This is a genomic window from Thalassospira tepidiphila MCCC 1A03514, from assembly GCF_001662875.1.
GTDB classification, from domain to species: domain Bacteria; phylum Pseudomonadota; class Alphaproteobacteria; order Rhodospirillales; family Thalassospiraceae; genus Thalassospira; species Thalassospira tepidiphila.
Genome location: NZ_JPVZ01000006.1, coordinates 149,402 through 173,576, shown reverse-complemented (window position 1 = coordinate 173,576; position 24,175 = coordinate 149,402). Strand labels below are relative to the sequence as shown.

22 protein-coding genes are annotated in these 24,175 nt (G+C 55.3%); 15 read left to right on the top strand and 7 right to left on the bottom strand.

The annotated features are described in order from the left end of the window. Positions 1-95: 95 nt before the first annotated feature. Genes TH4_RS14465 through TH4_RS14440 form a run of 6 tightly spaced genes read left to right on the top strand, consistent with a single transcriptional unit; the run spans position 96 to position 6,062 of the window. Positions 96-1,073, top strand: coding sequence for an ABC transporter substrate-binding protein (locus tag TH4_RS14465; protein WP_209272280.1), 978 nt, complete (start codon positions 96-98; stop codon positions 1,071-1,073). Beyond that, the gene (locus TH4_RS14460) at positions 1,073-2,809 is read left to right on the top strand and encodes an ABC transporter permease (RefSeq protein WP_064781660.1); all 1,737 of its coding nucleotides are present in this window, start codon (positions 1,073-1,075) and stop codon (positions 2,807-2,809) included. Before TH4_RS14465 ends, TH4_RS14460 begins: the two co-directional genes overlap by 1 nt. Further along, on the top strand, positions 2,797-3,879 hold the full coding sequence (locus TH4_RS14455) for an ABC transporter ATP-binding protein (RefSeq protein WP_064781659.1): 1,083 nt from the start codon (positions 2,797-2,799) through the stop codon (positions 3,877-3,879). The genes TH4_RS14460 and TH4_RS14455 overlap by 13 nt, the downstream gene beginning before the upstream one ends. After that, on the top strand, positions 3,879-4,967 hold the full coding sequence (locus tag TH4_RS14450; protein WP_083997112.1) for an MBL fold metallo-hydrolase: 1,089 nt from the start codon (positions 3,879-3,881) through the stop codon (positions 4,965-4,967). The genes TH4_RS14455 and TH4_RS14450 overlap by 1 nt, the downstream gene beginning before the upstream one ends. Positions 4,968-5,001: 34 nt before the next feature. Further along, positions 5,002-5,592, top strand: a complete 591-nt coding sequence (locus tag TH4_RS14445; RefSeq protein ID WP_064781658.1) for a histidine phosphatase family protein — start codon at positions 5,002-5,004, stop codon at positions 5,590-5,592. Beyond that, positions 5,589-6,062, top strand: coding sequence for a phosphatase domain-containing protein (locus TH4_RS14440; protein ID WP_083997111.1), 474 nt, complete (start codon positions 5,589-5,591; stop codon positions 6,060-6,062). The genes TH4_RS14445 and TH4_RS14440 overlap by 4 nt, the downstream gene beginning before the upstream one ends. Before the next feature lie 62 nt (positions 6,063-6,124). On the opposite strand, the gene msrB is transcribed toward TH4_RS14440, so the two are convergent. The 5 genes from msrB to TH4_RS14415 form a co-directional block, all read right to left on the bottom strand. Then, positions 6,125-6,565 carry a peptide-methionine (R)-S-oxide reductase MsrB gene (gene msrB / locus TH4_RS14435; protein WP_064781657.1) on the bottom strand — a complete coding sequence of 147 codons (441 nt, stop codon included), beginning with the start codon at positions 6,563-6,565 and terminating at the stop codon, positions 6,125-6,127. Positions 6,566-6,709: 144 nt separating this feature from the next. Continuing rightward, entirely contained in the window at positions 6,710-7,183 is a 474-nt protein-coding gene (locus TH4_RS14430; protein WP_083997110.1) for a thermonuclease family protein, read from the bottom strand. A 15-nt stretch (positions 7,184-7,198) separates the two neighbouring features. After that, entirely contained in the window at positions 7,199-7,753 is a 555-nt protein-coding gene (locus TH4_RS14425) for an AAA family ATPase (RefSeq protein WP_064781656.1), read from the bottom strand. Between the two features lie 192 nt (positions 7,754-7,945). Then, positions 7,946-9,010, bottom strand: a complete 1,065-nt coding sequence (locus tag TH4_RS14420; protein WP_064781655.1) for a hypothetical protein — start codon at positions 9,008-9,010, stop codon at positions 7,946-7,948. Positions 9,011-9,105: 95 nt separating this feature from the next. Beyond that, the gene (locus tag TH4_RS14415; protein ID WP_064781654.1) at positions 9,106-10,092 is read right to left on the bottom strand and encodes a LysR family transcriptional regulator; all 987 of its coding nucleotides are present in this window, start codon (positions 10,090-10,092) and stop codon (positions 9,106-9,108) included. A gap of 234 nt (positions 10,093-10,326) precedes the next feature. Between TH4_RS14415 and chvE the strand changes: the two genes are divergently transcribed. The 4 genes from chvE (at position 10,327) to araD (ending at position 16,189) form a co-directional block, all read left to right on the top strand. Further along, positions 10,327-11,406, top strand: coding sequence for a multiple monosaccharide ABC transporter substrate-binding protein (gene chvE / locus TH4_RS14410; RefSeq protein WP_063088394.1), 1,080 nt, complete (start codon positions 10,327-10,329; stop codon positions 11,404-11,406). A gap of 147 nt (positions 11,407-11,553) precedes the next feature. Continuing rightward, the gene (mmsA, locus tag TH4_RS14405; RefSeq protein ID WP_063088393.1) at positions 11,554-13,077 is read left to right on the top strand and encodes a multiple monosaccharide ABC transporter ATP-binding protein; all 1,524 of its coding nucleotides are present in this window, start codon (positions 11,554-11,556) and stop codon (positions 13,075-13,077) included. 10 nt (positions 13,078-13,087) lie between these two features. Further along, positions 13,088-14,272, top strand: a complete 1,185-nt coding sequence (gene mmsB / locus TH4_RS14400) for a multiple monosaccharide ABC transporter permease (RefSeq protein ID WP_008890508.1) — start codon at positions 13,088-13,090, stop codon at positions 14,270-14,272. A 168-nt stretch (positions 14,273-14,440) separates the two neighbouring features. Continuing rightward, on the top strand, positions 14,441-16,189 hold the full coding sequence (araD, locus tag TH4_RS14395; RefSeq protein ID WP_008890509.1) for an L-arabinonate dehydratase: 1,749 nt from the start codon (positions 14,441-14,443) through the stop codon (positions 16,187-16,189). A gap of 102 nt (positions 16,190-16,291) precedes the next feature. On the opposite strand, the gene TH4_RS14390 is transcribed toward araD, so the two are convergent. Then, the gene (locus tag TH4_RS14390; RefSeq protein ID WP_064781653.1) at positions 16,292-16,969 is read right to left on the bottom strand and encodes an HAD-IA family hydrolase; all 678 of its coding nucleotides are present in this window, start codon (positions 16,967-16,969) and stop codon (positions 16,292-16,294) included. 258 nt (positions 16,970-17,227) lie between these two features. Here TH4_RS14390 and glmU point away from each other — a divergent pair, with 258 nt between their 5' ends. The 5 genes from glmU (at position 17,228) to rfbA (ending at position 23,533) form a co-directional block, all read left to right on the top strand. Continuing rightward, positions 17,228-18,571, top strand: coding sequence for a bifunctional UDP-N-acetylglucosamine diphosphorylase/glucosamine-1-phosphate N-acetyltransferase GlmU (gene glmU / locus TH4_RS14385; RefSeq protein ID WP_064781652.1), 1,344 nt, complete (start codon positions 17,228-17,230; stop codon positions 18,569-18,571). Between the two features lie 80 nt (positions 18,572-18,651). Then, positions 18,652-20,475, top strand: coding sequence for a glutamine--fructose-6-phosphate transaminase (isomerizing) (glmS, locus tag TH4_RS14380; RefSeq protein ID WP_064781651.1), 1,824 nt, complete (start codon positions 18,652-18,654; stop codon positions 20,473-20,475). A 209-nt stretch (positions 20,476-20,684) separates the two neighbouring features. Beyond that, positions 20,685-21,755, top strand: coding sequence for a dTDP-glucose 4,6-dehydratase (rfbB, locus tag TH4_RS14375; RefSeq protein WP_064781650.1), 1,071 nt, complete (start codon positions 20,685-20,687; stop codon positions 21,753-21,755). Further along, on the top strand, positions 21,709-22,659 hold the full coding sequence (gene rfbD, locus TH4_RS14370) for a dTDP-4-dehydrorhamnose reductase (protein ID WP_245227904.1): 951 nt from the start codon (positions 21,709-21,711) through the stop codon (positions 22,657-22,659). The genes rfbB and rfbD overlap by 47 nt, the downstream gene beginning before the upstream one ends. Beyond that, a complete protein-coding gene (gene rfbA / locus TH4_RS14365; RefSeq protein WP_064781648.1) occupies positions 22,652-23,533 on the top strand; it encodes a glucose-1-phosphate thymidylyltransferase RfbA in 882 nt (293 codons plus the stop codon). The genes rfbD and rfbA overlap by 8 nt, the downstream gene beginning before the upstream one ends. 6 nt (positions 23,534-23,539) lie before the next feature. On the opposite strand, the gene rfbC is transcribed toward rfbA, so the two are convergent. Then, positions 23,540-24,097, bottom strand: coding sequence for a dTDP-4-dehydrorhamnose 3,5-epimerase (gene rfbC / locus TH4_RS14360; protein WP_064781647.1), 558 nt, complete (start codon positions 24,095-24,097; stop codon positions 23,540-23,542). Positions 24,098-24,175: the final 78 nt, after the last annotated feature.

The following is a 24,175-nucleotide window of genomic DNA, read 5'->3' as shown; positions in this document are numbered from 1 at the left end:
TGGTGTTGTCACACAACTGAAATCGAAATCCCGATAGCTTCCGGATCGAAACATTTTCGAACGAAACCTTCTTTTCGATCTAAGGGATGCCGATCATGCGTAACGTTCTTCTTGCTGCGGTTGCCTCTGCCGCGATGATGCTGCCGGTTGTGGGGCAGGCTGCTGAAAAGCTGGTTCTTTATACCAGTCAGCCGAACAAGGATGCCCAGGCCACTGTTGATGCCTTTATGGCTGCCAATCCGGATATTGAAGTTGAGTGGGTCCGTGACGGCACCACCAAACTGCTGGCGAAACTGCGTGCGGAAATCGCTGCTGGCGACCCGCGCCCGGATGTTCTTCTGATTGCCGATACCGTAACGCTTGAAGGTCTCAAGCAGGAAGGTCAGCTTCAGGCCTATAAATCGGGCGAGGCAAGTGCCTATGAAGACGGTCTTTATGACGGCGAAGGCTATTACTATTCGACCAAGCTGATCACCAGCGGCATCGTTTACAACACCGCCGTCAAAGCCCCGACATCGTGGAAAGACCTTGCTGATCCGGCTGTGAAAAACCAGATTGCAATGCCAAGCCCGCTTTATTCCGGTGCGGCCCTTATTCACCTGTCCACCCTGACCGAGAACAAGGATCTTGGCTGGGATTACTATCAGGCCCTGGCCGCCAACGAAGCACGCGCCAAGGGTGGCAACGGCGGCACCTTCAAGGCCGTTGCGTCGGGCGAAAAGCCCTATGGTGTGGTTGTCGACTTCCTTGCCATCCGTGGCAAGGCCGATGGATCGCCGGTTGATTTCGTCTTCCCGTCTGAGGGTGTGACCTATGTGACCGAGCCGGTCGCGATCATGAAAGACGCCAAGAACGTTGATGCCGCGCACAAGTTCGTTGATTTCCTTCTGTCCGAAAAAGGTCAGGAACTGGTGCTTGATATGGGCTACATCCCGGCGCGCAACGACATGGCGCTTCCGGCCGGTTTCCCGGTACGCAGCGAGATCAAGTTGATGGACTTCAATCCGGCCATCGCGCTGGAACAGGCCGAAGCCAACAAACAGAAATTCGCAGACATGTTCGGGGCTGAATAATGCAGGCTACAGGTCGCCTTCGCGGCGTTCTGCCTGGCATAATCGCCAAACCAAATGGCAACCGGTCTTCGGACCGGTTGCTGATTTGGTTGGTGGTGCCGGTATTTATTATTTCGATTTTGCCGATCCTGCGCCTTGGGTTTGAAGGTGTGATGGTCGGTGGTGTGCCTTCGTTTGATTATTTTCATGACGTGCTGGGCAATTCATCAACTTGGCGGGCCACGGCAAACAGTCTTTATACCGCCGGTCTGGGAACGATTATCTCCCTTTTGATCGGGGGTGCCTTTGCCTTTCTGGTGGCACTGACCGATATACGTGCCAAGGCGGCATTGGTGTTCTGTTTCATGATCCCGATGATGATCCCGCCACAGATTACGGCACTCAGCTGGGTGCAACTGACCGGGCCCAGCAGTGCGCTTTTAAATGCCATTGGCATGGCCCCGCCGCTGGGATCGCCCCAGCCGCTTTATTCCGCCGAGGGCATCGCCCTTTTGTTGGGGATCCAGCATGCCTCCATCGTGTTTCTGACGCTGCGCGCCAATTTGCGCATGTTGCCACGCGAACAGATCGAAGCCGCCCGTCTGGCGGGTGCACGCGGCGGGCGTTTGTGGTGGCAGATCATTTTGCCGCTGACCAGTCCGGGCCTTATTGCCGGAACCGCCATGGCCTTTGTCACCGCGCTTGGCAACTTTGGCATTCCGGCGATGCTGGGCATTCCGGCAGGCTACCAGACGCTGCCGACATTGATTTATCAAAAGCTTGCCGGGTTCGGCCCGTCCGTTCTGGGCGAGGTTTCCGTCCTTGCCATGCTGATCGGGGCGATTGCGATTTGTGGCGTGGCGTTGCATCACCGTTTGCTGTCCAAACGTGACTATCGCCTGATGGGCATGGTCGGGCGTCCTTTGGATGTCAAACTCGGTGCGCGCCGAAGCTTGGTTGAAATGGCCCTTTGGACGGTATTGGTCGCCATTCTGGTCATTCCGCTCTTGGCGCTTTTTACCACCGCATTGGTTCCGGCCTTCGGCGTCAAGCTGACATTCGCCAACGCGACGTTCGAGGCGTTCCACGAAGTCATGTTCGTGCAACCATCCACCATACGCGCGTTTCAGAACAGTTTTGTTCTGTCCGTGGGGGCGGCGGTGACGCTTGTTCTGATGTGCCTGCCGCTGGCCTATGTGATGGTGCGCAGGCCTTCGAACCTGACCAAGCTGATCAATCTTCTGGTCGAGGTGCCCTATGCCTTGCCCGGTGTGGTTTTGGCGATTGCCTGCATTTTGTTGTTCATCCGCATTCCGCTGATTGATGTCAGTCTGTATGGCACGCTTGCGATCATTTTTGTCGCGTACTTGGCGCGTTTTCTGGTGATTGCGCTGCGTCCGGTGATGAACAGCTTTACCCAGCTTGACCCGGCCCTGGAAGAAGCCGCCCAGGCCTGTGGTGCCGGGTTGTCGCGCCGCTTACGCGATATCTTGCTGCCGCTTGCTGCCCCTTCGGCTGCGGCCGGTGCGCTTTTGGTGTTCCTGACCGCCTTTAACGAACTGACCGTTTCGGCCCTTTTGTGGTCGGCCGGGAACGAGACGTTGGGCGTTCTGATTTTCAATCTTGATGACAGTGGCGACACCGTTCTGGCCTCGGCCGTGGCGGTTCTGGTCGTGCTGGTGGTGATCGCGCTGATGAGCTGTTTTCAGCTTGCCGCGCGTCGTTTGCCCAAAGGAGTTGTACCGTGGCAGACATAAATCTTTCGCGCATTACCAAATGCTTTGGCGATTATCGGGCGGTCAATCAGGTCTCGCTTGATATCGCCGATGGGGAATTTGTAGCCCTTTTGGGCCCGTCCGGCTGTGGCAAGACAACACTTCTGCGCTTGCTGGCCGGGTTCGAAGAACCTGATCACGGGCAGATTTCACTGGGCGGTCAGATCATGGCAAGCCCTGAAAACAACGTCATGATCAGTCCCGAGGACCGCAATCTTGGCATCGTGTTTCAGTCCTATGCCCTTTGGCCGCATATGACAGTCGCGCGCAATGTCGGTTATCCGCTGGAGGTGCGCGGGCTCGGCCGGGCCGATCAGGACCGCAAGATTGCCGAGGCACTCGATATCGTCGCCCTTGGCCCCTATGCCAATCGCAGCCCGTCGGAACTTTCAGGCGGGCAGCGTCAACGTGTGGCACTGGCGCGCTGCCTTGTCATGGAACCGCGGGCGGTGTTGCTCGATGAACCGTTGGCGAACCTTGATGTCCACCTGCGTGAAACCATGCAGCAGGCGTTTCTGGATTTCCATCGTCGCACCGGGGCGACGATGATTTACGTCACCCATGACCAGTCCGAAGCCATGGCAATGGCCGACCGGATTGCCGTGATGGACAAGGGCCATATTCGCCAGATGGCAGCGCCCGAAACGCTCTATCGTGAACCGGCTGATCTGATGGTGGCGGGCTTTGTCGGGGCGGGGGCAGTCCTGCCGGTGCAAGGTGTGACGGTCGGAAGTAATGGCAATTGCTCTGTCCAGTTGGGGCAAAGCAGCATTACCGCGCGCATCTGCCCGAAACTGGCTGATGGCCTTACGACTGCCAATGCCGGTCTTTGCCTGCGGCCCGAGGACGTCTGGGTCATCGATGATGCGCCATTGCGCGGCCAGGTCGATGATTGCGTCTATCTCGGCGGGCGGTTCCGCCTGTCGGTCCGGATTGGCGCGGATCAGACCTTGCCGGTCTATGCCAACCGCCGTGCCCGGATCGGGGAGCAAGTCGGCCTTCAGGTCAATGACGGCTGGGTGTTTGACCGCATGTCGGGTGAGGCCGCCTGATGTCAGCCCGTATGCGTGTTCTTTCCGGTCTTGGTGAAAAGGGACCGGCCTGTTTGCGACTGGAATTCTTTAACCGTCGCTGGCTGCTGGATTGCGGGGTCGGTCCCGAAAGTGATCAGGGTTTTGATCCGGCGTGGCTGAATAAAGTTAACGCCGTTTTCATTACCCACGATCATATCGACCATATCGGGGCGGCGGGCGAAATCGTCGATGCCGGTTTGCCGATCTATTGCACCGAAGTCACCGCGCGCTCCCTTCCCAAGGGCGCCAATGTCATCTCGCTGCCGCCTTATGGGGAAATTCAGGTGGATGGCGTGACCGTGACCACCGGGCGCACCGGCCATTCCTTTGGCGGGGTGTGGCTGCATTTCGAACTGGGGGGCGGGGTGCTGTATTCCGGCGATTTTTGTCAGGAATCCGATTATTTCCTCTATGACACGCCGCCTGATGCCGCAACGGTCCTGCTTGATGCGTCCTATGGCATGGAACAACTGACCCAGCAGGTCCGCATTGATAGCCTTTTGACCACCATGACCAAGCTGGATGGGCAGATCCTCTTTCCCGTCCCGCCCAGTGGCCGGGCGGCGGAAATGGCCTTGTTGTTCGAACGTCATGGCCTGACCGACTGGTCGATGGATGATCGTTGCTATGGGCAGGTCAAGCAGGTGCTTGATGCCCATGGATCGGATTACGTTGCAAGTGATGCGATCCGCCAGTTGCGCAGCCTCAAGGACAAGGCAAAGCATTTCAATCCCGATGCACGCTTGCTGCTGTGTCATGCGCCGTGCGCAACCTTTGGCAAGGCGCGCGAACTGATTGATCAATGGCAGGATGCCGGGCGCATGGGGGCAAGTGCGCATGTGATCTTTACCGGTTTCATGCCGATTGAGGCGCGCAAGATGGTCGAAAAGGGCCATGCCCATTTCCGGCGCTGGAACGTGCACCCATTGGCAAGCCATGTGATTGATCTCGCCAATCAATGCCATGCCATGCAGGTCGTGCCGCTTTTCACCAGCCGGCCCGAAGATTTTGGACTTGTCGACGGGTTTGACGGGCGGCTACAGCTTGCAGATCGGTTCTATTTGTAATGCATGCGTTCTCCAACAAAGGTGATGTCCGGTCATGATCTATGCCGCTGAAAAGTTCGATTTTCCCAAACTGCCGTTTGTCTTCATCCGGCACGGGGAAACCGATGCCAACCGGGCGGGGATCATTGCCGGATCAAACGAACCGCCACTGAATGAAACCGGGCGCGAACAAGCGGTGGCGATTGCGCCATTAATGGCGATGGCGAAATGGCGGGCGGTTTATGTCAGCCCACAGGACCGGGCGCGGACGACGGCCAATCTGGTGTTGCCCGATTATGACGCCAGGGTGCTTGATGGCCTGCGCGAACGTCATTGGGGCGATCTGGAAGGCCGTCCGATCTCCGAACTTTGCCCGCGCTTTGACACCCCGCCCAATGGCGAGGGGTTTGATGCCATGTGCCAGCGCGTATCCTTTGCCATGCAACAGGCCCTGGCCGAGGTCAGTGATGAGCTGACGGTGATTGTTGCCCATTCCGGTGTGGCGCGCTGCATTCTTTACATGACCGGGTTTGAGGCCGATGGCCCGCGCGTGCCCAACGCCACCCCGATCCTGTTCCGCCCGATGGAAATCGGCTGGGAGTATGAAAATTTGACCGAAAACCTGATCAAGGAGATTTCTGCGTGACTGAACCCAGAGCCCGTGATGCGCGTGATGCCGTCGTGTTCGATATGGATGGCACGTTGGCGCATTTTGATGCCGATGCTTTGGGGCATCTGGTTCATGGTGTGGAAAAACAGTGGGATGCGTTCTTTGACGCCATGGACCACGCCAAACCGATTGAAAATATCGAGAAACTGTTGCGCATCCTTCATGCATCCGGCCATGCAATCCTGATCTGTTCGGGCCGTCCGGCGGGCTGGCAACACCGATCAGAAGCCTGGCTGCGTGCGCATGATATTCCCTTTGATGGCATGTATCTGCGCCCCATGGACGCCGATCACCGCAGTGATGAAGAGGTCAAGGAAGACCTGCTGGCCAAGATCATCGAGGATGGCTTTAACCCGTGGCTTGTGGTCGATGATCGCAGACGGGTGGTCGATAAATGGCGCGATATGGGGCTGACTTGCCTGCAATGTGCACCCGGTGATTTTTGAGTGTGATTTCTAATCATCATACAAATAAAAAGACCGGCCAGATGCCGGTCTTTTTTGTCTGTTTATTCGAATAAGTGGCGATACTCGCCATATCCCTCGGCCTCAAGATCCTCGATCGCGACAAAGCGAAGGGATGCGGAATTGATGCAATAACGCAATCCACCGCGATCCTTCGGGCCATCGGGGAAAACGTGGCCAAGATGGCTGTCGCCATGTTTGGATCTGACTTCAATCCGGCGCATGCCGTGCGTGTTGTCTTCCTTGGCGACGACATGTTCGGACTGAACGGGCTTCACAAAGCTTGGCCAGCCACAGCCGCTATCGAATTTATCGCGCGAGGTAAAAAGCGGCTCGCCCGAGACGATATCGACATAAAGCCCGTCTTCCTTGTGATCCCAGAAATCATTGCGAAACGGCGGTTCGGTGCCGCTTTCCTGTGTCACATAATACTGTTCGGGCGACAGGTCGCGGATGGCATCCGGGTCTTTGTGATATTTGCTCATATTTCGTCACTCAAGCCTTTCTGAACTTCGGTCCGGCAATTTCCTGTTTGCAAAGATGGTTGGAATATCGCCGTTGTCCAGTGACTTCACACCGAAGTGACATCAAAGGCTGATTTGGCCAGCTCTGACACTCAGCCTTGGCACTCAACCTTGGCACCAGGACTGGCGTTTGGTTTTGCCGTCATAGGGGCGGGCAAGGCCGTTTTCGATCAGCTCAAGATCAAGCGGGCTGCCATCAATCTTTACAGACGCCACCACGCGCCCGCCATAGCGACCCCATTCCGGTTCGCAGAACTGTACCGATGTCGCAGACTTCAGGCGTTGGCGGGCATAGTCCCGCGCCTTTTGCGCCAGTTGCTTTTCACTGTCGCATTGGCCGCGCATTTCAGGCGTGTCGACCCCGCGCACGCGCACCGACATATTGGCGATCTCATCAGGCAGGCCGGGAATGGCGACATAGATCGTGTCGCCGTCATAGGCATAGTTGCCGCGATATTCGCGCAGCGGCCAGTCATAGCAGGCGGCAATCGCCGGCAGGCTGGCGATCATCGTTACGGCGGCCGTGCATGCCATGACGGCACGCTTGGCAAATCGGGATGCGGGTTTGTTTGACGTCATCGTGGGGCGTGTTTCTTAGAGTTTGAGGCGGGCAAGGATCTGGGCGGCGCGTTGTTCGACCGGGCCTTTGCGAATTTCGACCAGTTCATAGCCGCATTCATGATAGGTCCGGCACAGCACGACATATGTTCTGACGGCCTCGGAGAAGCTTTGTGTTCGTGCCGCATCGTTTTTATAGATTTTCGACCAGGGCGGCAGGACGAACGCCACCCGGTGATAGCGATAGGTATTGATCGCGCGGATGAGGTCGGGGTTCTCCGGTAATCCCGAAAGCCTGCGGTGCGCCAAGGTGTCGGGCAGGCCGCGGTCACAGAAAACCGTGCGCGGGTGATTTTGGATGTCTTCCTGCCATGCGCGGATGGAGCGTCGAAACATCAGCCCGGCATAGGCATCATTATCCTCCCACGGCAGGGCGGTGCCGCCGCGTTCAAGCTGTTCTTCGATGATGGCGCGCGCCACCTCGGGGCTTGTTTCAAAGCCCCGGTCATCAAGATGGTTGATCAATGTGGTTTTGCCCGTACCGGGACCGCCGGTAAGGACAACAAGGTTGGACGTTATGGGTGTTTGCATTCGTGTTCGTGTCTCCGCAAGCACGCCGTTCTGGTCGGGCTTTGCGGCAAGGGGATGGCAATATTGTTGTTGGTTTTGGGTAGTGGCGAGATCTGTATGATCTGCGCAAGACGCGCTTTTACCGGCTTGGCCCTGCAAGTCAATTGCCAAGTCAACGGCAAAGAAAATGCGGTGACGCTTGGTTGTCGGGGATTAGACGCAGCCTTCGATCAATGTGATGGCATCGCTGCCAGCATGAATGGCGATGACCGTGCCGTTTTCATCAATCTCAAACCGGATGCCGTGCGTTTTTGCGTCATCCTGCCACCAGGTGACATAGCGCCCGTCCGGGCCAAGATATTCGTTTTCTTCCTCGATCAAGGTTTGACCGGCAAAGGCGGCATACACGTCTTCCTTGGTCGATCCGATGGAAAGGCCATTGCGGGTGCGCACAAGGCTTGTGGCAACGTCATGTTCGTCACCATAAAGCGACACGCGGGCAAGTTTGCCATCAAGGACCATGTAGCCCAGTCCGGACGGATCAAGATCGCGCTGCAGATAGGTGCAGCTTTCATCATCGCCGGCGATAAACGTATCAAGGTTCGGGCCGATGACGTCGCGCAGTTCATCATCGCTCATGCCGATTTTGGCCGGGCCATAGCCCTGTTCGGACAGGTTGGCAATGCCCGTGGCAATGGCATCGGTAATCACAAGGTCAATGATCGCCGTATTGCCGTCATGGCGGATTTTTTTTGGCGTGACAGTCTGGTGCAGATGGACCTGTGGCCAGCCGTTGCCAGCAATCCAGTCATCGGGGAAAAGCAGGTTGCTTTGTGGTTGCAGGCACAGAAGATCGGCCTTTTTCAAAACATCCTTGTGGCGCGCCTTAAGCACGAGGGGAATATCCATGCAGATGGTTTGCGGGACATCTTCCATCCAGCTGACCGGGACGCCCGGACCATCGCAATTCTCGGGATCGGGGCGGAGTTCGCAATAGGACGGAACGATATTGCCCATGACGAAATCAAGCCGCATAGGCCCTTTGCCCGCCGAAAACACAAGCGTTTCAAGCGCCTCTTCGTTCGGATCCAGCCACTGAAAATGATTGATCGCCCATGCAGTGCTGGCACGCATGTCCATGACCGCAAAGGCGGCCGGGCGGTCCATATCGGACATTTCCGCCGTGCTGTCATCGGTCGCACTGGCGTGCGCACCCGTTGCGATCAGGGGCGAGACGACGACGAACAGGGCGCTGAGATATCGAAGGCTTGCGGGCATGTTTTACTCTCGGTCACAACATGTCTTGTTTTGTCTCAGAAGCTTACGCCAGTTTTGAGACGCTTCACAGTGCAAACAATTGCATGACGATCAGCCTAGCCATGCGGTTTTTCGATGCGTGCGAGAATATGATCGGAAACCAGTTGTGCCGAAGGTGAAAGCCGATGGCCGCGCGCGGTGATCAGGCTATAGGGTTTGATTTCAATCGCGCCATCAAAGGGCAGTTCGGTAATCAGCCCGCCACTGGTCAGTAGGGTTGTGACTTCCTCGGCCATCGGGGCGATGGCATTGGTGTCCGAGAGGGTCGCCAGCGTCACCAGAAGGGATGCGGAATTCAAACTCGAATGCGGCAAGGGCAGGTGGCGTGAAATAAACACATCTTCGATCGTGCGACGCATCAGGTTGCCGGGTGGCGGCAAAATCCATTCGAACTGGGCAAGGCGGGCAAGGGTGATCGGCTTGTTGCTTTCAAGCAGCGGGTGCCCCGTACGCACCATGAGGCGGATTTTCTCGCTCCTGATTTCGCGGATGTTAAACAGGCGGGGGTCCATATCCTCGGGCACGCGGCCAATGACAAAGTCATGATCACCGGCCAGCAAATCCTTGATCAGCAAATGCGAAGGTCCGACACCAACATGGGCCTCAAGCAAGGAGTTGACGGCCTGAACGCTTCGGATGGCGGGCACGACCAGTTCAACGGCCGCCGCGGTCACCGCCCCGATGAACACAGTGCCGCCGCCATGTTTGATATCCTCGATCTCGCGTTCGGCTTCGCGGATTTCAATCAGCATGCTGCGCGCGCGTCTGGCAAGGGCGCGTCCGGCATTGGTCATCTCGATCCCGCGCGCACTGCGGACACACAAGCGCGCCTCAAGGATGGTTTCCATCTCAGACAATAGTCTAGAGGCAGCCGGTTGGGATGTCTTGAGCATGTCAGCCGCCAGACTGATCTGACCGGTCTCTTCCATCGCGACAATCATGCGCAGGTGACTAAGCTTAAGCCCCCTCTGAAACAGGTTGCCAGAGCGGAAAAGCAGGGACTTCGCAGAACTGAGCGGGAGCAGATTGGATGTCTTGGCCATAATGGATTCCTCCGGTATGGCGTGATTTTAGTATATCAATTTTGATATGCAAGTTTCGAAAATGTTTATTTGATTGTTATGTAGGGCGTCTGAATAATGGCGCCGTGTCCTTTGGGAAATAGGATGCAATATCAATTGAAAACAAAGACACGACGTATGCAGGTCACGAATGCCTGTGAAAGTCGGGCGTAAAGAATAATGGCATGTATGCCGTGTCTTTTAGGGAGGATAGCTATGAAACGTCTCGGTGCCGTAATGGCAGGGGTCGCCTTTGGTGCGGCCGCAATGATGAGCCCGATGATTTCCGGCGGTTACGCCCATGCCGATGAAAAAGGCTATGTCGGGATCGCAATGCCCACCAAATCTTCGGCACGTTGGATTTCCGACGGGAATTCCATGGTCGAGCAGTTTGAAGCTGCCGGCTACAAAACCGATCTTCAGTACGCAGAAGACGATATTCCCAACCAGCTGTCCCAGATCGAAAACATGATCGTTAAGGGCGTCGATGTCCTTGTGATCGCGGCGATTGACGGTACCACGCTTTCGAATGCGCTGGAAAACGCAGCAGCAGCAGGCATCAAGGTTTTCGCCTATGACCGCCTGATCGTTGAAAGCCCGAATGTGGATTATTATTCCACCTTCGATAACTTCCAGGTCGGCGTCCAGCAGGCCACCTCGCTGGTTGATGGCCTGATTGCATCGGGTGAGCCGCCCTATAATGTTGAACTGTTCGGCGGTTCGCCGGATGATAACAACGCGTATTTCTTCTATAACGGTGCGATGTCGATCCTGCAGCCGCTGATCGACGAGGGAACCATCGTGATCAAATCCGGCCAGATGGGCATGGACACGGTCGGTACCCTGCGTTGGGATGGTGCGGTTGCCCAGGCCCGTATGGATAACCTTCTTTCGGCACATTACACCGATGAAGAAGTCGATGGTGTTCTGTCGCCCTATGACGGGCTGTCGATTGGTATCCTGTCGTCGCTTAAAGGCGTTGGTTACGGTTCCGGCGATATGAAAATGCCGATCGTTACCGGTCAGGATGCTGAACTGCCGTCGGTCAAGTCGATCCTGGCTGGTGAACAGTATTCCACCATCTTCAAGGATACCCGTGAACTTGCACGTGTAACCGTCTCGATGGTGGACAGTGTCCTTGCGGGCGAAAAGCCGACCATCAACGACACCAGCACTTACGACAACGGTGTGAAGGTTGTTCCTTCCTACCTGCTTGAGCCGATCATGGTTGATAAATCCAATTGGGAAGAAATCCTTATTGGTTCAGGCTATTACACCAAAGACGAAGTGCAATAAGCGCTTAGGCATTGAAGGTCCCGGCGTTTGCGCCGGGGCCGCTTTTCTTAAGGTTTCTAGGGCAAATCGCCCGACTGGTTTCCAGGAAAACAAAGACCAAAGCAGACGAAGACGCCGTTGCAGTGTCAATGGCAGTGGGAGGACCGGATGGATACCATCCTGGAAATGAAGAACATCACCAAGACCTTTCCGGGTGTGAAGGCACTGGATGATGTCAGCCTCAAAGTTGAACGCGGGGAAATCCACGCGCTTTGTGGCGAAAACGGTGCAGGTAAATCCACCCTGATGAAGGTGCTGAGCGGTGTTTATCCGCACGGAACCTATGAAGGTGACATCCTTTACGATGGCGGGGTGCAGGAATTCAAGGATATCCGCGACAGTGAAGAACGCGGGATCATCATTATTCACCAGGAACTGGCACTTGTGCCGTTGCTGTCGATTGCCGAAAACATTTTTCTCGGCAACGAAATCAGCGAAAATGGCGTGATCAACTGGCCTGCGACCTTTGCGCGCACCGGTGAGTTGCTGTCAAAAGTCGGTTTGAAAGAAAACCCGGCGACGTTGGTCACCAATATCGGGGTTGGCAAACAGCAACTGGTCGAAATCGCCAAGGCGCTTTCGAAAAAAGTGAAGCTGCTGATCCTTGATGAGCCGACTGCGAGCTTGCAGGAAAATGACAGCCAGAAGCTGCTCGACCTGTTGCTGGAATTCAAGGCGCAGGGCATTACCTCGATCCTGATTTCGCACAAGCTTAATGAAATCAACCGGGTGGCAGACCGCATCACGGTTATTCGCGATGGCAAGGCGATCTCGACCCTTGATGCGCGCGGTGGCAACATAACCGAAGACCATATCGTCAAGGACATGGTCGGGCGCGATATGGCGCACCGCTATCCGGAACGCACGCCAAGTATCGGTTCAGGCAAGTTGATGGAAGTCCGCAACTGGTCGGCAACCCATCCGCTGCATCCCGAACGCAAGGTCGTTGATAATGTCAGCATTGATGTTGCGGCCGGTGAAGTTGTCGGTATTGCGGGCCTGATGGGCGCTGGTCGGACCGAACTTGCCATGAGCATCTTTGGTCAGTCCTATGGCACAGATATTTCCGGTGAAGTCCTGATCAATGGCACGCCGGTCGATGTATCGACCGTGGAAAAGGCGATTGCATCAGGACTGGCCTATGTCACCGAAGACCGCAAGGAAATGGGTCTGATCCTTGAAGAAAGCATCACGACCAACATTACACTGGCGAACTTGCCGGGTGTTTCGGAAAACGGTGTTCTCAATGACGGCGCAGAACGATCTGTTGCCGAGGAATACCGGGAAAAAATCAACATTCGAACCCCCAATGTCGCACAGAAGGTGATGAACCTTTCGGGCGGCAACCAGCAGAAAGTCGTTTTGTCAAAATGGCTGTTTGCGGCACCCGAGGTGCTCATTCTTGATGAGCCGACGCGCGGCATCGATGTCGGGGCGAAATACGAGATTTATACGATTATCAACCAACTGGCAGCCGACGGTAAGGGGGTCATCATGATCTCGTCGGAAATGCCGGAGCTTCTGGGCATGTGCGATCGCATCTACGTCATGAACGAAGGTGAGATCAAAGGACAGCTTGCGGCAAAAGACGCAAGCCAGGAAGCAATCATGCGCATGATCCTGAAAGGCTGAGGAACAGACAATGACGGATACTGAAACCAAATCAATCGGCTACTATCTGCGCACCCACATTCGTGAATACGGCATGGTAGTTGCGCTGGTTGCCATTCTGGCCTTCTTCCAGGTCCTGACCGACGGCATCATGCTCAAGCCGGTCAACCTGACCAACCTGTTCCTGCAAAACAGCTATATCATCATCATGGCTGTTGGCATGTTGCTGGTAATTGTCGGCGGCAATATTGACCTTTCGGTCGGCTCTGTCGTTGGCTTCATCGGTGCTTTGGCGGCGGTGATGATCGTCAATTGGGACTTGCCAACCGTTCTTGTCGTTCCGGTCTGCCTGATTGCCGGGGCGATCATTGGTGCGGCCCAAGGGTATTGGGTGGCCTATTGGCGCATTCCATCCTTCATTGTGACGCTTGCCGGGATGCTGGTGTTCAAGGGCTTGACGCTGGCACTTCTGGGCGGGGCATCGGTTGGTCCGTTCCCCGACAGCTTCCAGGCGATGTCGTCGGGCTTTATCCCGGACTTCTTTGGTGGCCTGATCGAGGGACGCTTTAACGTCTTTTCGATGACGCTGGGTGTGGTTCTGGCGGCATTGCTGCCGATCCTTGGTCTGCGTTCGCGCGCCAAGCAGGAAAAGTTTGCCGCGGTCGAAGAACCGATGGCCGTATTTGTCATCAAACATGCGGTGGCGGGGATTGCGATCCTGTTTGTGACCTATCTGCTGTCGACCTATCGCGGATTGCCAAACATTCTGGTGATTATGGCGGTTCTGATTGCGATCTTTACCTTCATCACCAACTCAACCACCCTTGGTCGTCGTATCTATGCGCTCGGCGGGAATGAAAAAGCAGCCAAGCTTTCGGGCATCAACACCAAACGCCTGACCTTCTTCACGTTCGCCAATATGGGCATGTTGGCCGCCCTTGCCGGGCTGGTTTTTGCCGCCCGTCTCAATACGGCAACGCCAAAGGCCGGTCTTGCGTTTGAGCTTGACGTTATTGCCGCTGTCTTTATTGGTGGCGCGTCGATGTCAGGCGGTGTTGGCAAGGTCATTGGTGCCGTCGTTGGCGCATTGATCATGGGTGTCATGAATAACGGGATGTCGATTATCGGTGTCGGTATTGACTGGCAACAGGTGATCAAGGGACTTGTGCTTTTGGCGGCTGTGATCCTCGACGTCTACAACAAAAACAAGGCGTAACAACACGATGACGCGGAACGATACGCATCGGGGTCACACCAACCGGTTTCACCATAATTGGTTTATGGCGCTGGTTGCTGATGCGTGTCGTTCAAAGTCCTGTGTGCGGCCATCCCAACCGCACATCACCGGATCCGTCACGATAATAAGTCAAAAAGGAAAACGGGCATGACGAAGTTCAAACCGGCACCCTGGCCGCGCACCCTCCGCTCGCAAGAGGGATGGTTTGGCGGAACCAGCAAGGACAATATCTATCACCGCAGCTGGATGAAGAACCAGGGCTTGCCATCGGATCTGTTTGACGGGCGTCCGGTGATTGGCATTTGTAACACCTGGTCGGAACTGACCCCGTGTAATGCCCATTTGCGCGATCTGGCCGAACGCGTCAAACACGGCATTTACGAGGCCGGTGGTCTGCCGCTTGAATTCCCGGTGTTTTCAACCGGTGAAAGCACGCTGCGCCCGACCGCGATGATGTTCCGTAACCTGGCATCGATGGATGTCGAGGAAATGTTGCGCGGAACGCCGCTTGATGGCGTTGTCCTGATGGTCGGCTGCGATAAAACAACCCCGTCGCTTCTGATGGGCGCGGCCAGTGTTGATATCCCGGCGATTGTTGTCACCGGTGGGCCGATGCTCAATGGCAAATGGCGCGGTGAGGATATCGGATCGGGCACATCGCTTTGGCAGCTTTCCGAGGACCGCAAGGCTGGCAAGATCAGCACCGAAGATTTCCTTGAAGCTGAAATTGCCATGTCGCGGTCGCCGGGCTCGTGCAACACCATGGGCACAGCATCGACCATGGCCAGCATGGCCGAGGCGCTTGGTATGGCGCTTTCGGGTAATGCGGCCATCCCGGCTGTCGACAGCCGCCGTCGCGTGATGGCGCACATTACCGGTCGCCGTATCGTTCAGATGGTCAAGGATGACCTGAAACCGTCTGATGTTATGACCAAGGAAGCGTTCGAGAACGCCATCCGGGTCAACGGCGCAATCGGTGGTTCGACCAACGCGGTTATTCACCTGCTTGCCATTGCCGGACGTGTCGGCATTGATCTGTCGCTTGATGACTGGGATCGGTTGGGGCGTGATATCCCGACGATTGTGAACCTGCAGCCGTCTGGTGATTACCTGATGGAGGAATTCTTCTATTCCGGTGGTCTGCCTGTGGTGATCAAGGCACTGGCCGAGGCTGGCAAACTTCATAACGATGCCCTGACCGTATCGGGTGAAACCATGTGGGAACAGGTCAAGGATGTCCGCAACTGGAACGAGGACGTTATTCGTCCGTTCGAAAAGGCCCTGACCGCCAGTGGCGGCATTGCCGTTGTCAAAGGCAACCTCGCACCGAATGGTGCGGTCCTGAAACCGTCGGCCGCAACCCCGGAGCTTCTGACCCATCGTGGGCGCGCCGTGGTGTTTGAAGACATCGATGATTACAAGGCCAAGATCTATGACGAGGACCTTGATATCGATGAAACCTGCATCATGGTTCTGAAGAACTGTGGTCCAAAAGGCTATCCGGGCATGGCAGAGGTCGGCAATATGGGCCTGCCGCCCAAGGTGCTGCGCAAGGGCATCACCGACATGGTCCGTATTTCAGATGCCCGCATGAGCGGCACTGCATACGGCACGGTGGTGCTTCATACCTCGCCCGAGGCCGCGGCAGGTGGACCGTTGGCGGTCGTTAAGAATGGCGACATGATCGAGCTTGATGTACCCAACCGTCGCCTGCATCTCGATATCAGCGATGAAGAGCTGGCCCAGCGCCTGAAAGACTGGAAAAACAGCGTTCCCGTCCCTGAAAGCGGCTATGCCTCGCTCTATTACAAATCGGTCATTGGTGCTGATCGCGGGGCCGACTTCGACTTCCTCGTCGGTCATCGCGGCAAGGCAATTCCGAAGGACAGTCACTGATTGATCCTACCGGAATATGAATTCCGATCACATGTTGCTGGGGGGTGACATGTGATACACGCCAGACCGGCCAGCATTGCATTGCTGGCCGGTTTTGGTTTGTCAGGCTCGATCAATAACGCCGTTTATCGCTGATACAAGGTCGGCGTAGCCGGTCACAACCGCATCCGCGCCAAGCGAGTTGGCACGCGTATCATCGACTTCCATGGCAACGGCAATTGCATGAATGCCTGCCGCACGGGCGGCGGTTACATCATTGGCGTGATCGCCGACCATGATGGCGGTGTCGGTTGAGTTATCAAAGCCAAGTTGCCCAAGCACAAATTCAAGAAAGCGACCATCGGGCTTTTTGACGTCAAAGCTGTCCCCGCCAGCAATGATGCTAAACAGATCCGCGACACCAAGCTTGGTCAGGATTGCCTTGCAAGGCGCTTCGGGCTTGTTCGATGCCAGTGCAATGGTCCAGCCGTTTGATTTCAGTTGGCGCAGGACTGTTTCGGCATTTTCAAACAGGCGGGTATAGGCATAGTCGGTTTCGACATAGCGCGCGTTGAAATCGACATTAAGCTCGTCCAGCATCGCATCCGTGGGCTCCGATCCGCGTGCGGCAAAGGCGCGTTTGGTCAGCATCCAGGTGCCATCGCCCAGCATCGCCTCGATATCATGACGAACAAGCGGCGCATGATCATGGGCGGCCAGCAAATCATTCATCGCAAACAGGATGTCATCGACCCCGTCAATCAGGGTGCCATCAAGGTCGAACAGAATGAATTTGGCCATCGGGTGGGGCTCCTTGGGCGGACTTTAAGGTCGTGGTGACGGGCTTGGCATCCTTTATAGGAACTTAACCGATATCGTGCCATTAACAATCGGTAACATCTGCTAACAGCCGGTAACAAAACGTGATTCTTTATGGGCTTTTGCTGCCAGGGAATATGTTCTAAGACTTGCTGCGAACGGGAATATTTGCATCACACTTCATTGTGATGGTGCCTGCAAAGGGGATGCTGCGGAATGGCGCAGCCAACAGGGTTATAGATGTCGCTTGAACTAAGTGTTGTTGTTTTGGCCGCCGGGATGGGCACGCGCATGAAGAGCGCACTGCCCAAAGTCATGCACAAGGTCGCGGGCAAGCCGATGGTGGGTCACGTGATTGACACCGCAGCCCACATGAAGGCCGCAAAGACCATGGTGGTTGTCGGTCCGGATATGCCGGACCTGATCAAGACCGTTGCCCCGCATCCGACCTTTGAGCAGACCGACCGCCTTGGGACTGCGCACGCCGTTCTTGCTGCCAAGGATGGTTTGAAGGGTCTTACGGGCAATGTTCTGGTGCTCTATGCCGACAGCCCGCTTTTCACCGCCGAAACACTGGCGCGCCTTGTCGCCGCGCGCGAAGAAAATGATCATGCGGTGGCGGTTCTGGGCTTCCGGCCCAAAGATCCGACCGGCTATGGCCGTTTGGTCACAGATCAGAACGGCAACCTGACCGCGATTGTCGAGGACAAGGAATGCAACGACGCGCAGCGTCAGATCAATTTCTGTAATTCCGGTGTGATGTGTTTTAAGGCCGAGGACATGATCACAACCCTTGAGGCGATTGATAACGCCAATGCCAAGGGTGAATATTACCTGACCGATGCGGTCGAAGTGGCGCAAAAGAACAGCCAAAGCTGTGTCGCGGTCGAGGTGGACGAGGCAGAGACACTTGGCGTCAATTCCCGCACCCAGTTGGCCGTTGCCGAAGCCATCCTGCAAAATCGCCTGCGCGAGGCCGCGATGTCAGAGGGTGCGACGTTGGTTGATCCGGCGTCGGTATTCTTGAGTGCCGATACCAAGCTTGGCCGGGATGTTATTGTTGAGCCGAACGTTGTTTTCGGACCAGGCGTGACCGTGGGCGACAATGTCGTGATCAAGGCGTTCAGCCATCTTGAAAGTTGTGTGGTTGGCAATGGTGCCGATATCGGGCCCTATGCCCGATTGCGGCCGGGGGCAGAAATCGGTGCCGGGGCGCGGGTTGGCAACTTTGTCGAGATCAAGAAGGCCGTTGTTGAAGACGGCGCCAAGGTCAATCACCTGAGCTATATCGGCGATGCCCGTGTTGGTGCCAAGGCCAATATCGGCGCCGGGACGATCACGTGCAATTATGACGGTTTCCGCAAACAGCATACCGACATCGGGGCAGGGGCCTTTATCGGTTCGAACTCGTCGCTTGTCGCACCCGTCGAAATTGGCGATGGCGCAATTGTTGGCGCGGGCAGCACGATCACCGGCAAGGTCGAAGCGGATGCATTGACCCTGACCCGGGCCGAGCGGATCGAGAAAAAGGGCTGGGCGGCCAAGTTTCGCGAAAAAATGCGCCAACTGACCGGCAAGAAATAGCCCAAAACAAAGATTTTGAAATTGCCACTCGCCTCCGGGTGGCCAGACGACACGCGATATAAAGCAGGAAGAAAACCAATATGTGCGGCATTATCGGGATTATCGGCAAAGACAGCGTCAGTACGCGAATTCTGGAAGGGCTCAAACGCCTTGAGTATCGCGGCTATGACAGTGCCGGCATTGCAACGCTGGTTAATGGCGATATCGAACGCCGCCGCGCAGAAGGCAAGCTGATCAATCTGGCCAAGCGTCTGGATGAAAGCCCGCTTGCCGGTGACGTTGGTATTGGTCACACCCGCTGGGCGACCCATGGTGTGCCGACCGAAAACAATGCCCATCCGCACACCGATGGCAAGGTTGCCGTGGTTCATAACGGCATCATCGAAAACTTCCAGGAAATCAAGGCAGAGCTCTCTGCCAAGGGACGTGTCTTTGCCACCGATACCGACACCGAAGTGGTCGTGCATCTGGTATCTGACTTCCTTGATCAGGGCAAATCCCCGCGGGATGCGGTTGCCGCCACTTTGCATCGCATCGAAGGGGCCTTTGCGCTGGTGATCATGATTGCCGGTCAGCATGACGTGATCTTTGGTGCACGCCGTGGTACGCCGCTGGCCGTTGGTCTGGGCGAGGGTGAGATGTATCTTGGATCGGACGCCATGGCCTTGTCGCACCTGACCAACAAGCTGATCTATCTTGAAGAAGGCGATTGGGTCGAAATGACCCGCGACAGCGTTCAGGTCCGCGATGAAAATGACGAGGATGTCACTCGCGAAACCAAGCTTTCGGCCGTTTCCGGTGCGATGATGGGCAAGGGCAACTACAATCACTTCATGCAGAAGGAAATCTTCGAGCAGCCTGCGGTGATTGGCGATACCCTGCATGCCTTCATCAACCCGGCGACCCAGACGATCAAACTGCCGGACATGCCGTTTTCCTTTGCCGATGCAACGCGTTTGACGATTGTCGCCTGCGGCACGTCGTTTTATGCCGGTCTGGTAGCCAAGCACTGGATCGAACGCTATGCCGGTCTGGGCGTGGATGTCGACGTCGCATCCGAGTTCCGCTATCGCTGCCCGCCGCTGCCAAAAGGTGGCGTTGCGCTGTTCATTTCGCAGTCGGGCGAGACGCTTGATACCTTGGCAGCTCTTCGGTATGCGAAGTCCAAGGGCCAGAAGATCGTATCGATCGTCAACGTACCGGAAAGCACGATTGCCCGCGAAAGTGACGTCGTGCTTCTGACCTATGCCGGACCTGAAATCGGGGTGGCCTCGACCAAGGCCTTTACGACGCAGCTCACGGTTCTGGCCTGCCTTGCGGTGACCATTGGTCGTGAAAACGGAACCCTCGCCAAGGACGAAGAAGCCGCCATCGTCACTGCGCTGACCGAAGTGCCGAAACATGCGGCCGAAATCCTGCATCATGACGAAGCGCTTAAACAGCTTGCGCTTGATGTCGCCGATGCGCGTGACGTGCTCTATCTCGGTCGTGGTCTGGGTTATCCGATTGCGATGGAAGGGGCGCTCAAGCTCAAGGAAATTTCCTATATCCACGCCGAAGGCTATGCAGCTGGTGAAATGAAGCACGGCCCGATTGCCCTGATTGACCAGTCGGTTCCGATCATTGTCATTGCGCCGTCTGACGAGCTGTTTGAAAAAACCGCATCCAACATGCAGGAAGCGGCGGCACGTGGCGGACGGGTGATCTTTATCTCGGATGCGCCGGGACTGGCCAAACTGGGCGATATGGCCTCTGCTACGATCGAGCTTCCCAAGGTCGCCGACTTCGTCGCACCGATCCTCTACACCATCCCGGTACAGATGCTGGCCTATCATGTTGCGGTTCACAAAGGCACCGATGTCGATCAGCCACGCAACCTTGCGAAATCAGTAACGGTTGAATAATCACCGCGATTATTCAAAATTATCAAAAAATGCCGGATGCAATCGCGTCCGGCATTTTGTTTGCGCTTTATGGGATGGCGACACGAAAGGTGCACAAAAATAACATTTCTTTGCAATAAGTTAACCGAAGGTTCGACACTATCGTTTGCGCAATGTAATCTCGTAGTGACGACGTCGGTTCCAAGCCACAAATTTTCAATGAGAGCAAAATGAAAGTTATCGTGACGGGCGGTGCAGGTTTTATCGGGTCTGCTGTTTGTCGGCTGATGACCGGGTTGAAGGGCTATGAAGTCCTTAATATCGATAAACTGACCTATGCGGGTGATCTGCGGACGTTGGCGTCAATTTCCGCACGCGATAACTACCATTTTGCCCATCAGGATATCTGCAACCGGGACGCCATTGCCAAACTGTTTGATGAATTCCAGCCCGATGCGGTGATGCATCTGGCGGCGGAAAGTCATGTTGATCGTTCGATCGACGGACCGGCTGATTTCATTCAGACCAATGTGGTTGGCACGTTTACCCTGCTTGACGTCGCACGCGCCTATTTTGAGAAGCTGTCGGCAGGCAGGCGAGCGACATTCCGGTTCCACCATATTTCGACAGACGAGGTTTATGGATCGCTTGGCAGCGAAGGGCTGTTCACCGAAGAAACGGCTTATGCGCCGACCTCACCTTATTCTGCCAGCAAGGCAAGTTCGGATCATCTGGTGCAGGCGTGGCACCATACCTATGGATTGCCCATCGTCATCAGCAATTGTTCCAACAATTACGGGCCGTTTCAGTTCCCGGAAAAGCTGATCCCGTTGATGGTGCTGAACCTGCTGCATGGCAGGAAGCTTCCGGTTTATGGCGATGGTTTGAATACGCGCGACTGGCTGCATGTTGAAGATCATGCAGAGGCACTGGTCAAGATCCTGACCGAAGGCCGCATTGGCGAGAAATACAATGTTGGCGGCTGTAACGAACTGACCAATATCGATGTCGTGAAACGGATATTCGATATAGTCCGCGCGATCATACCGGACATCGCATTCGACAGTTTTGATGGCGCGGTGACATATGTAAAGGACCGTCCCGGTCACGATTGGCGCTATGCCATCGATCCAACCAAAATGCAGAATGAGTTGGGTTGGAAGCCGAAATACGATTTCGAAACCGGCCTGCGGCAAACCATTGAGTGGTATGTGAACAATCGCGCATGGTGGGAGCCGATTTTACAGAACAAATATGCCGGAGAACGTCTGGGAAGTGCCAAGGGGCAAGCCGATGCCTAGAATACTGGTCTTTGGCAAAAATGGTCAGCTTGCCAGGTGTCTGGCTGCATCCGCGCATGAATTTCCCAAAGCCCAACTGACCTTTGTTGGTCGGGAAGAATGTGATCTTGAGGATGCGTCCCAAATCGAGCCCGTTATCGATAGCGTGCACCCGGATATTGTTGTCAATGCAGCGGCCTACACTGCGGTCGATTTGGCTGAGCAGCAGGAAAATATCGCGTTCAAGGTTAACGGCGATGCGGTTCGCGCAATGGCGCAGGCCCTTGCCAAACGCTCCGTCTCGCTGATCCATGTCTCAACGGATTATGTTTTCGACGGGAAGGGAACAAAGCCTTATCGCGAGGAAGATGCTGTCTCGCCCTTGGGTGTTTACGGCAACAGCAAGCTTGCGGGTGAAGTTGCCGTAAAAGAGACACTCCAAAACTATCTGATTTTGCGCACATCCTGGGTCTATAGCCAGTTTGGGAAAAACTTCGTCAAAACCATGCTTAATCTGATGGCGCAAAGGGATGAAGTTCGAATTGTCGATGATCAGACCGGATGCCCGACAAGCGCCCATGATCTGGCACATGCGATTCTGGAGCTTTGTTGTGTGGCGATCTCTGCCGAGTTTGATAAATTCGGCACCTATCACCTGACCTCAGATCAAGAAATGACATGGTTTGAGTTTGGCAAAAGCATTCACAAGATCGCTTTGCAGGAGTGGGGTGAGGATTGGAAAGGCAAAGATTGTGTGGTTTTGCCAATCAAGTCCTCGGAATTTCCAACGGCGGCAAAAAGGCCAGAATACTCTGTAATGTCTTGCAGGCTTATCAATGATACGTTTGGTATCAAGTTGCCAAATGTAGAGGACAGCCTGACGGCTGTTATCAGAGGGCTTGGGAAGGAAAATTCGGATGCGTAAAGGGATCATACTGGCAGGCGGTACAGGATCGCGTTTGCACCCTTCGACACTGGTTGTCTCCAAGCAGCTGCAGCCCGTCTATGACAAGCCGATGATCTATTATCCGCTGACTACATTGATGCTGGCGGGAATCACAGACATCCTGATTATCAGCACGCCCCGCGATGTGCCGCTGTTCAAAGATCTGCTCGGTGATGGTTCGAAATGGGGGATCAGCCTTCAATATGCGGTTCAGCCTGAACCCCGCGGCCTTGCCGATGCGTTTATTGTCGGTGCGGATTTTGTTGGGAACGATCCGTGCTGTTTGATTTTGGGTGACAATATCTATTTTGGGCACGACCTGACGAAATTGTTGGGCAACGCCATGGCCCAATCCGATGGGGCGAGCGTGTTTGCCTATTACGTTCAGGATCCCGAAAGGTATGGCGTGGTCGAGTTTGACCGCAATGGTGTGGCCCTGGATATCGAGGAAAAACCGGCCAACCCCAAATCGAATTTCGCCGTGACGGGGTTGTATTTTTACGACTCAGATGTTGTCGACATTGCCAAATCGATCAAGCCGTCCAAGCGTGGTGAGCTTGAAATTACCGATGTTAACAAGGCTTACCTTAAGCGTGGCACGCTTAAGGTCGAGAAGATGGGCAGGGGCTATGCCTGGTTGGATACGGGAACGCACGCTGCGATGCTTGAGGCCGCCAATTTTGTCCGTACCGTCGAGAGCCGCCAAAGCCTCAAGATTGCCTGTCCTGAAGAAATCGCGCTGAGAAAGGGCATGATCACGGTCGAACAGTTTGAAAAGCTTGCGAGTGAGTTTGGCGAGAGTTCTTACAAGGCATATCTTCAGACGGTTCTGCGAACCTACGATATCCTGTGAGCGGAACTAGAATACCGGGTTCTCTCGATAGCTCGCAAAACTCATGGCTTTCTCGTCTTTTGCCGACAGCGTGACCTGGTTTTCGTCAAACGGCCAGTCGATGCCAAGGTCCGGATCATTCCACATGATCGCGCGTTCGCTTTCCGGAGCATAAGGTGCTGATACCTTGTAGTTCACTTCCGTGTTCGGCTCGAGCGTGACAAAGCCGTGGGCGAAACCGGCGGGAATGAATATCTGGTTCCAGTCTTCTGCGCTGATTTCAGTCGATACCCATTTCCCGAACGTCTTTGACTTGGCGCGAATGTCGACTGCGACATCCAGAATGCGGCCTCTGATGACCCGAACCAGCTTGTCTTGGGCAAAGGGCGGGCATTGAAAATGCAGTCCTCGCAGCACACCGACATTGCTCGATAAAGAGTGATTGTCCTGCACAAACTGCGGATCGATGCCAGCTTTGGCAAAGGCTTCCAGATTATAGGTTTCAGAGAAAAAACCCCGCTCATCGCCAAATTTCTTCGGGAAGATCAGCTTAACATCGGGAATTTCCAGCTCTTCAAATTGCATCCGTGCTGCCTTGTGCAGGGTAAATTAATTCGTCCAGACTATGGATAGCAGAAGCTTGGCCTTCGTGCATATGCGCAT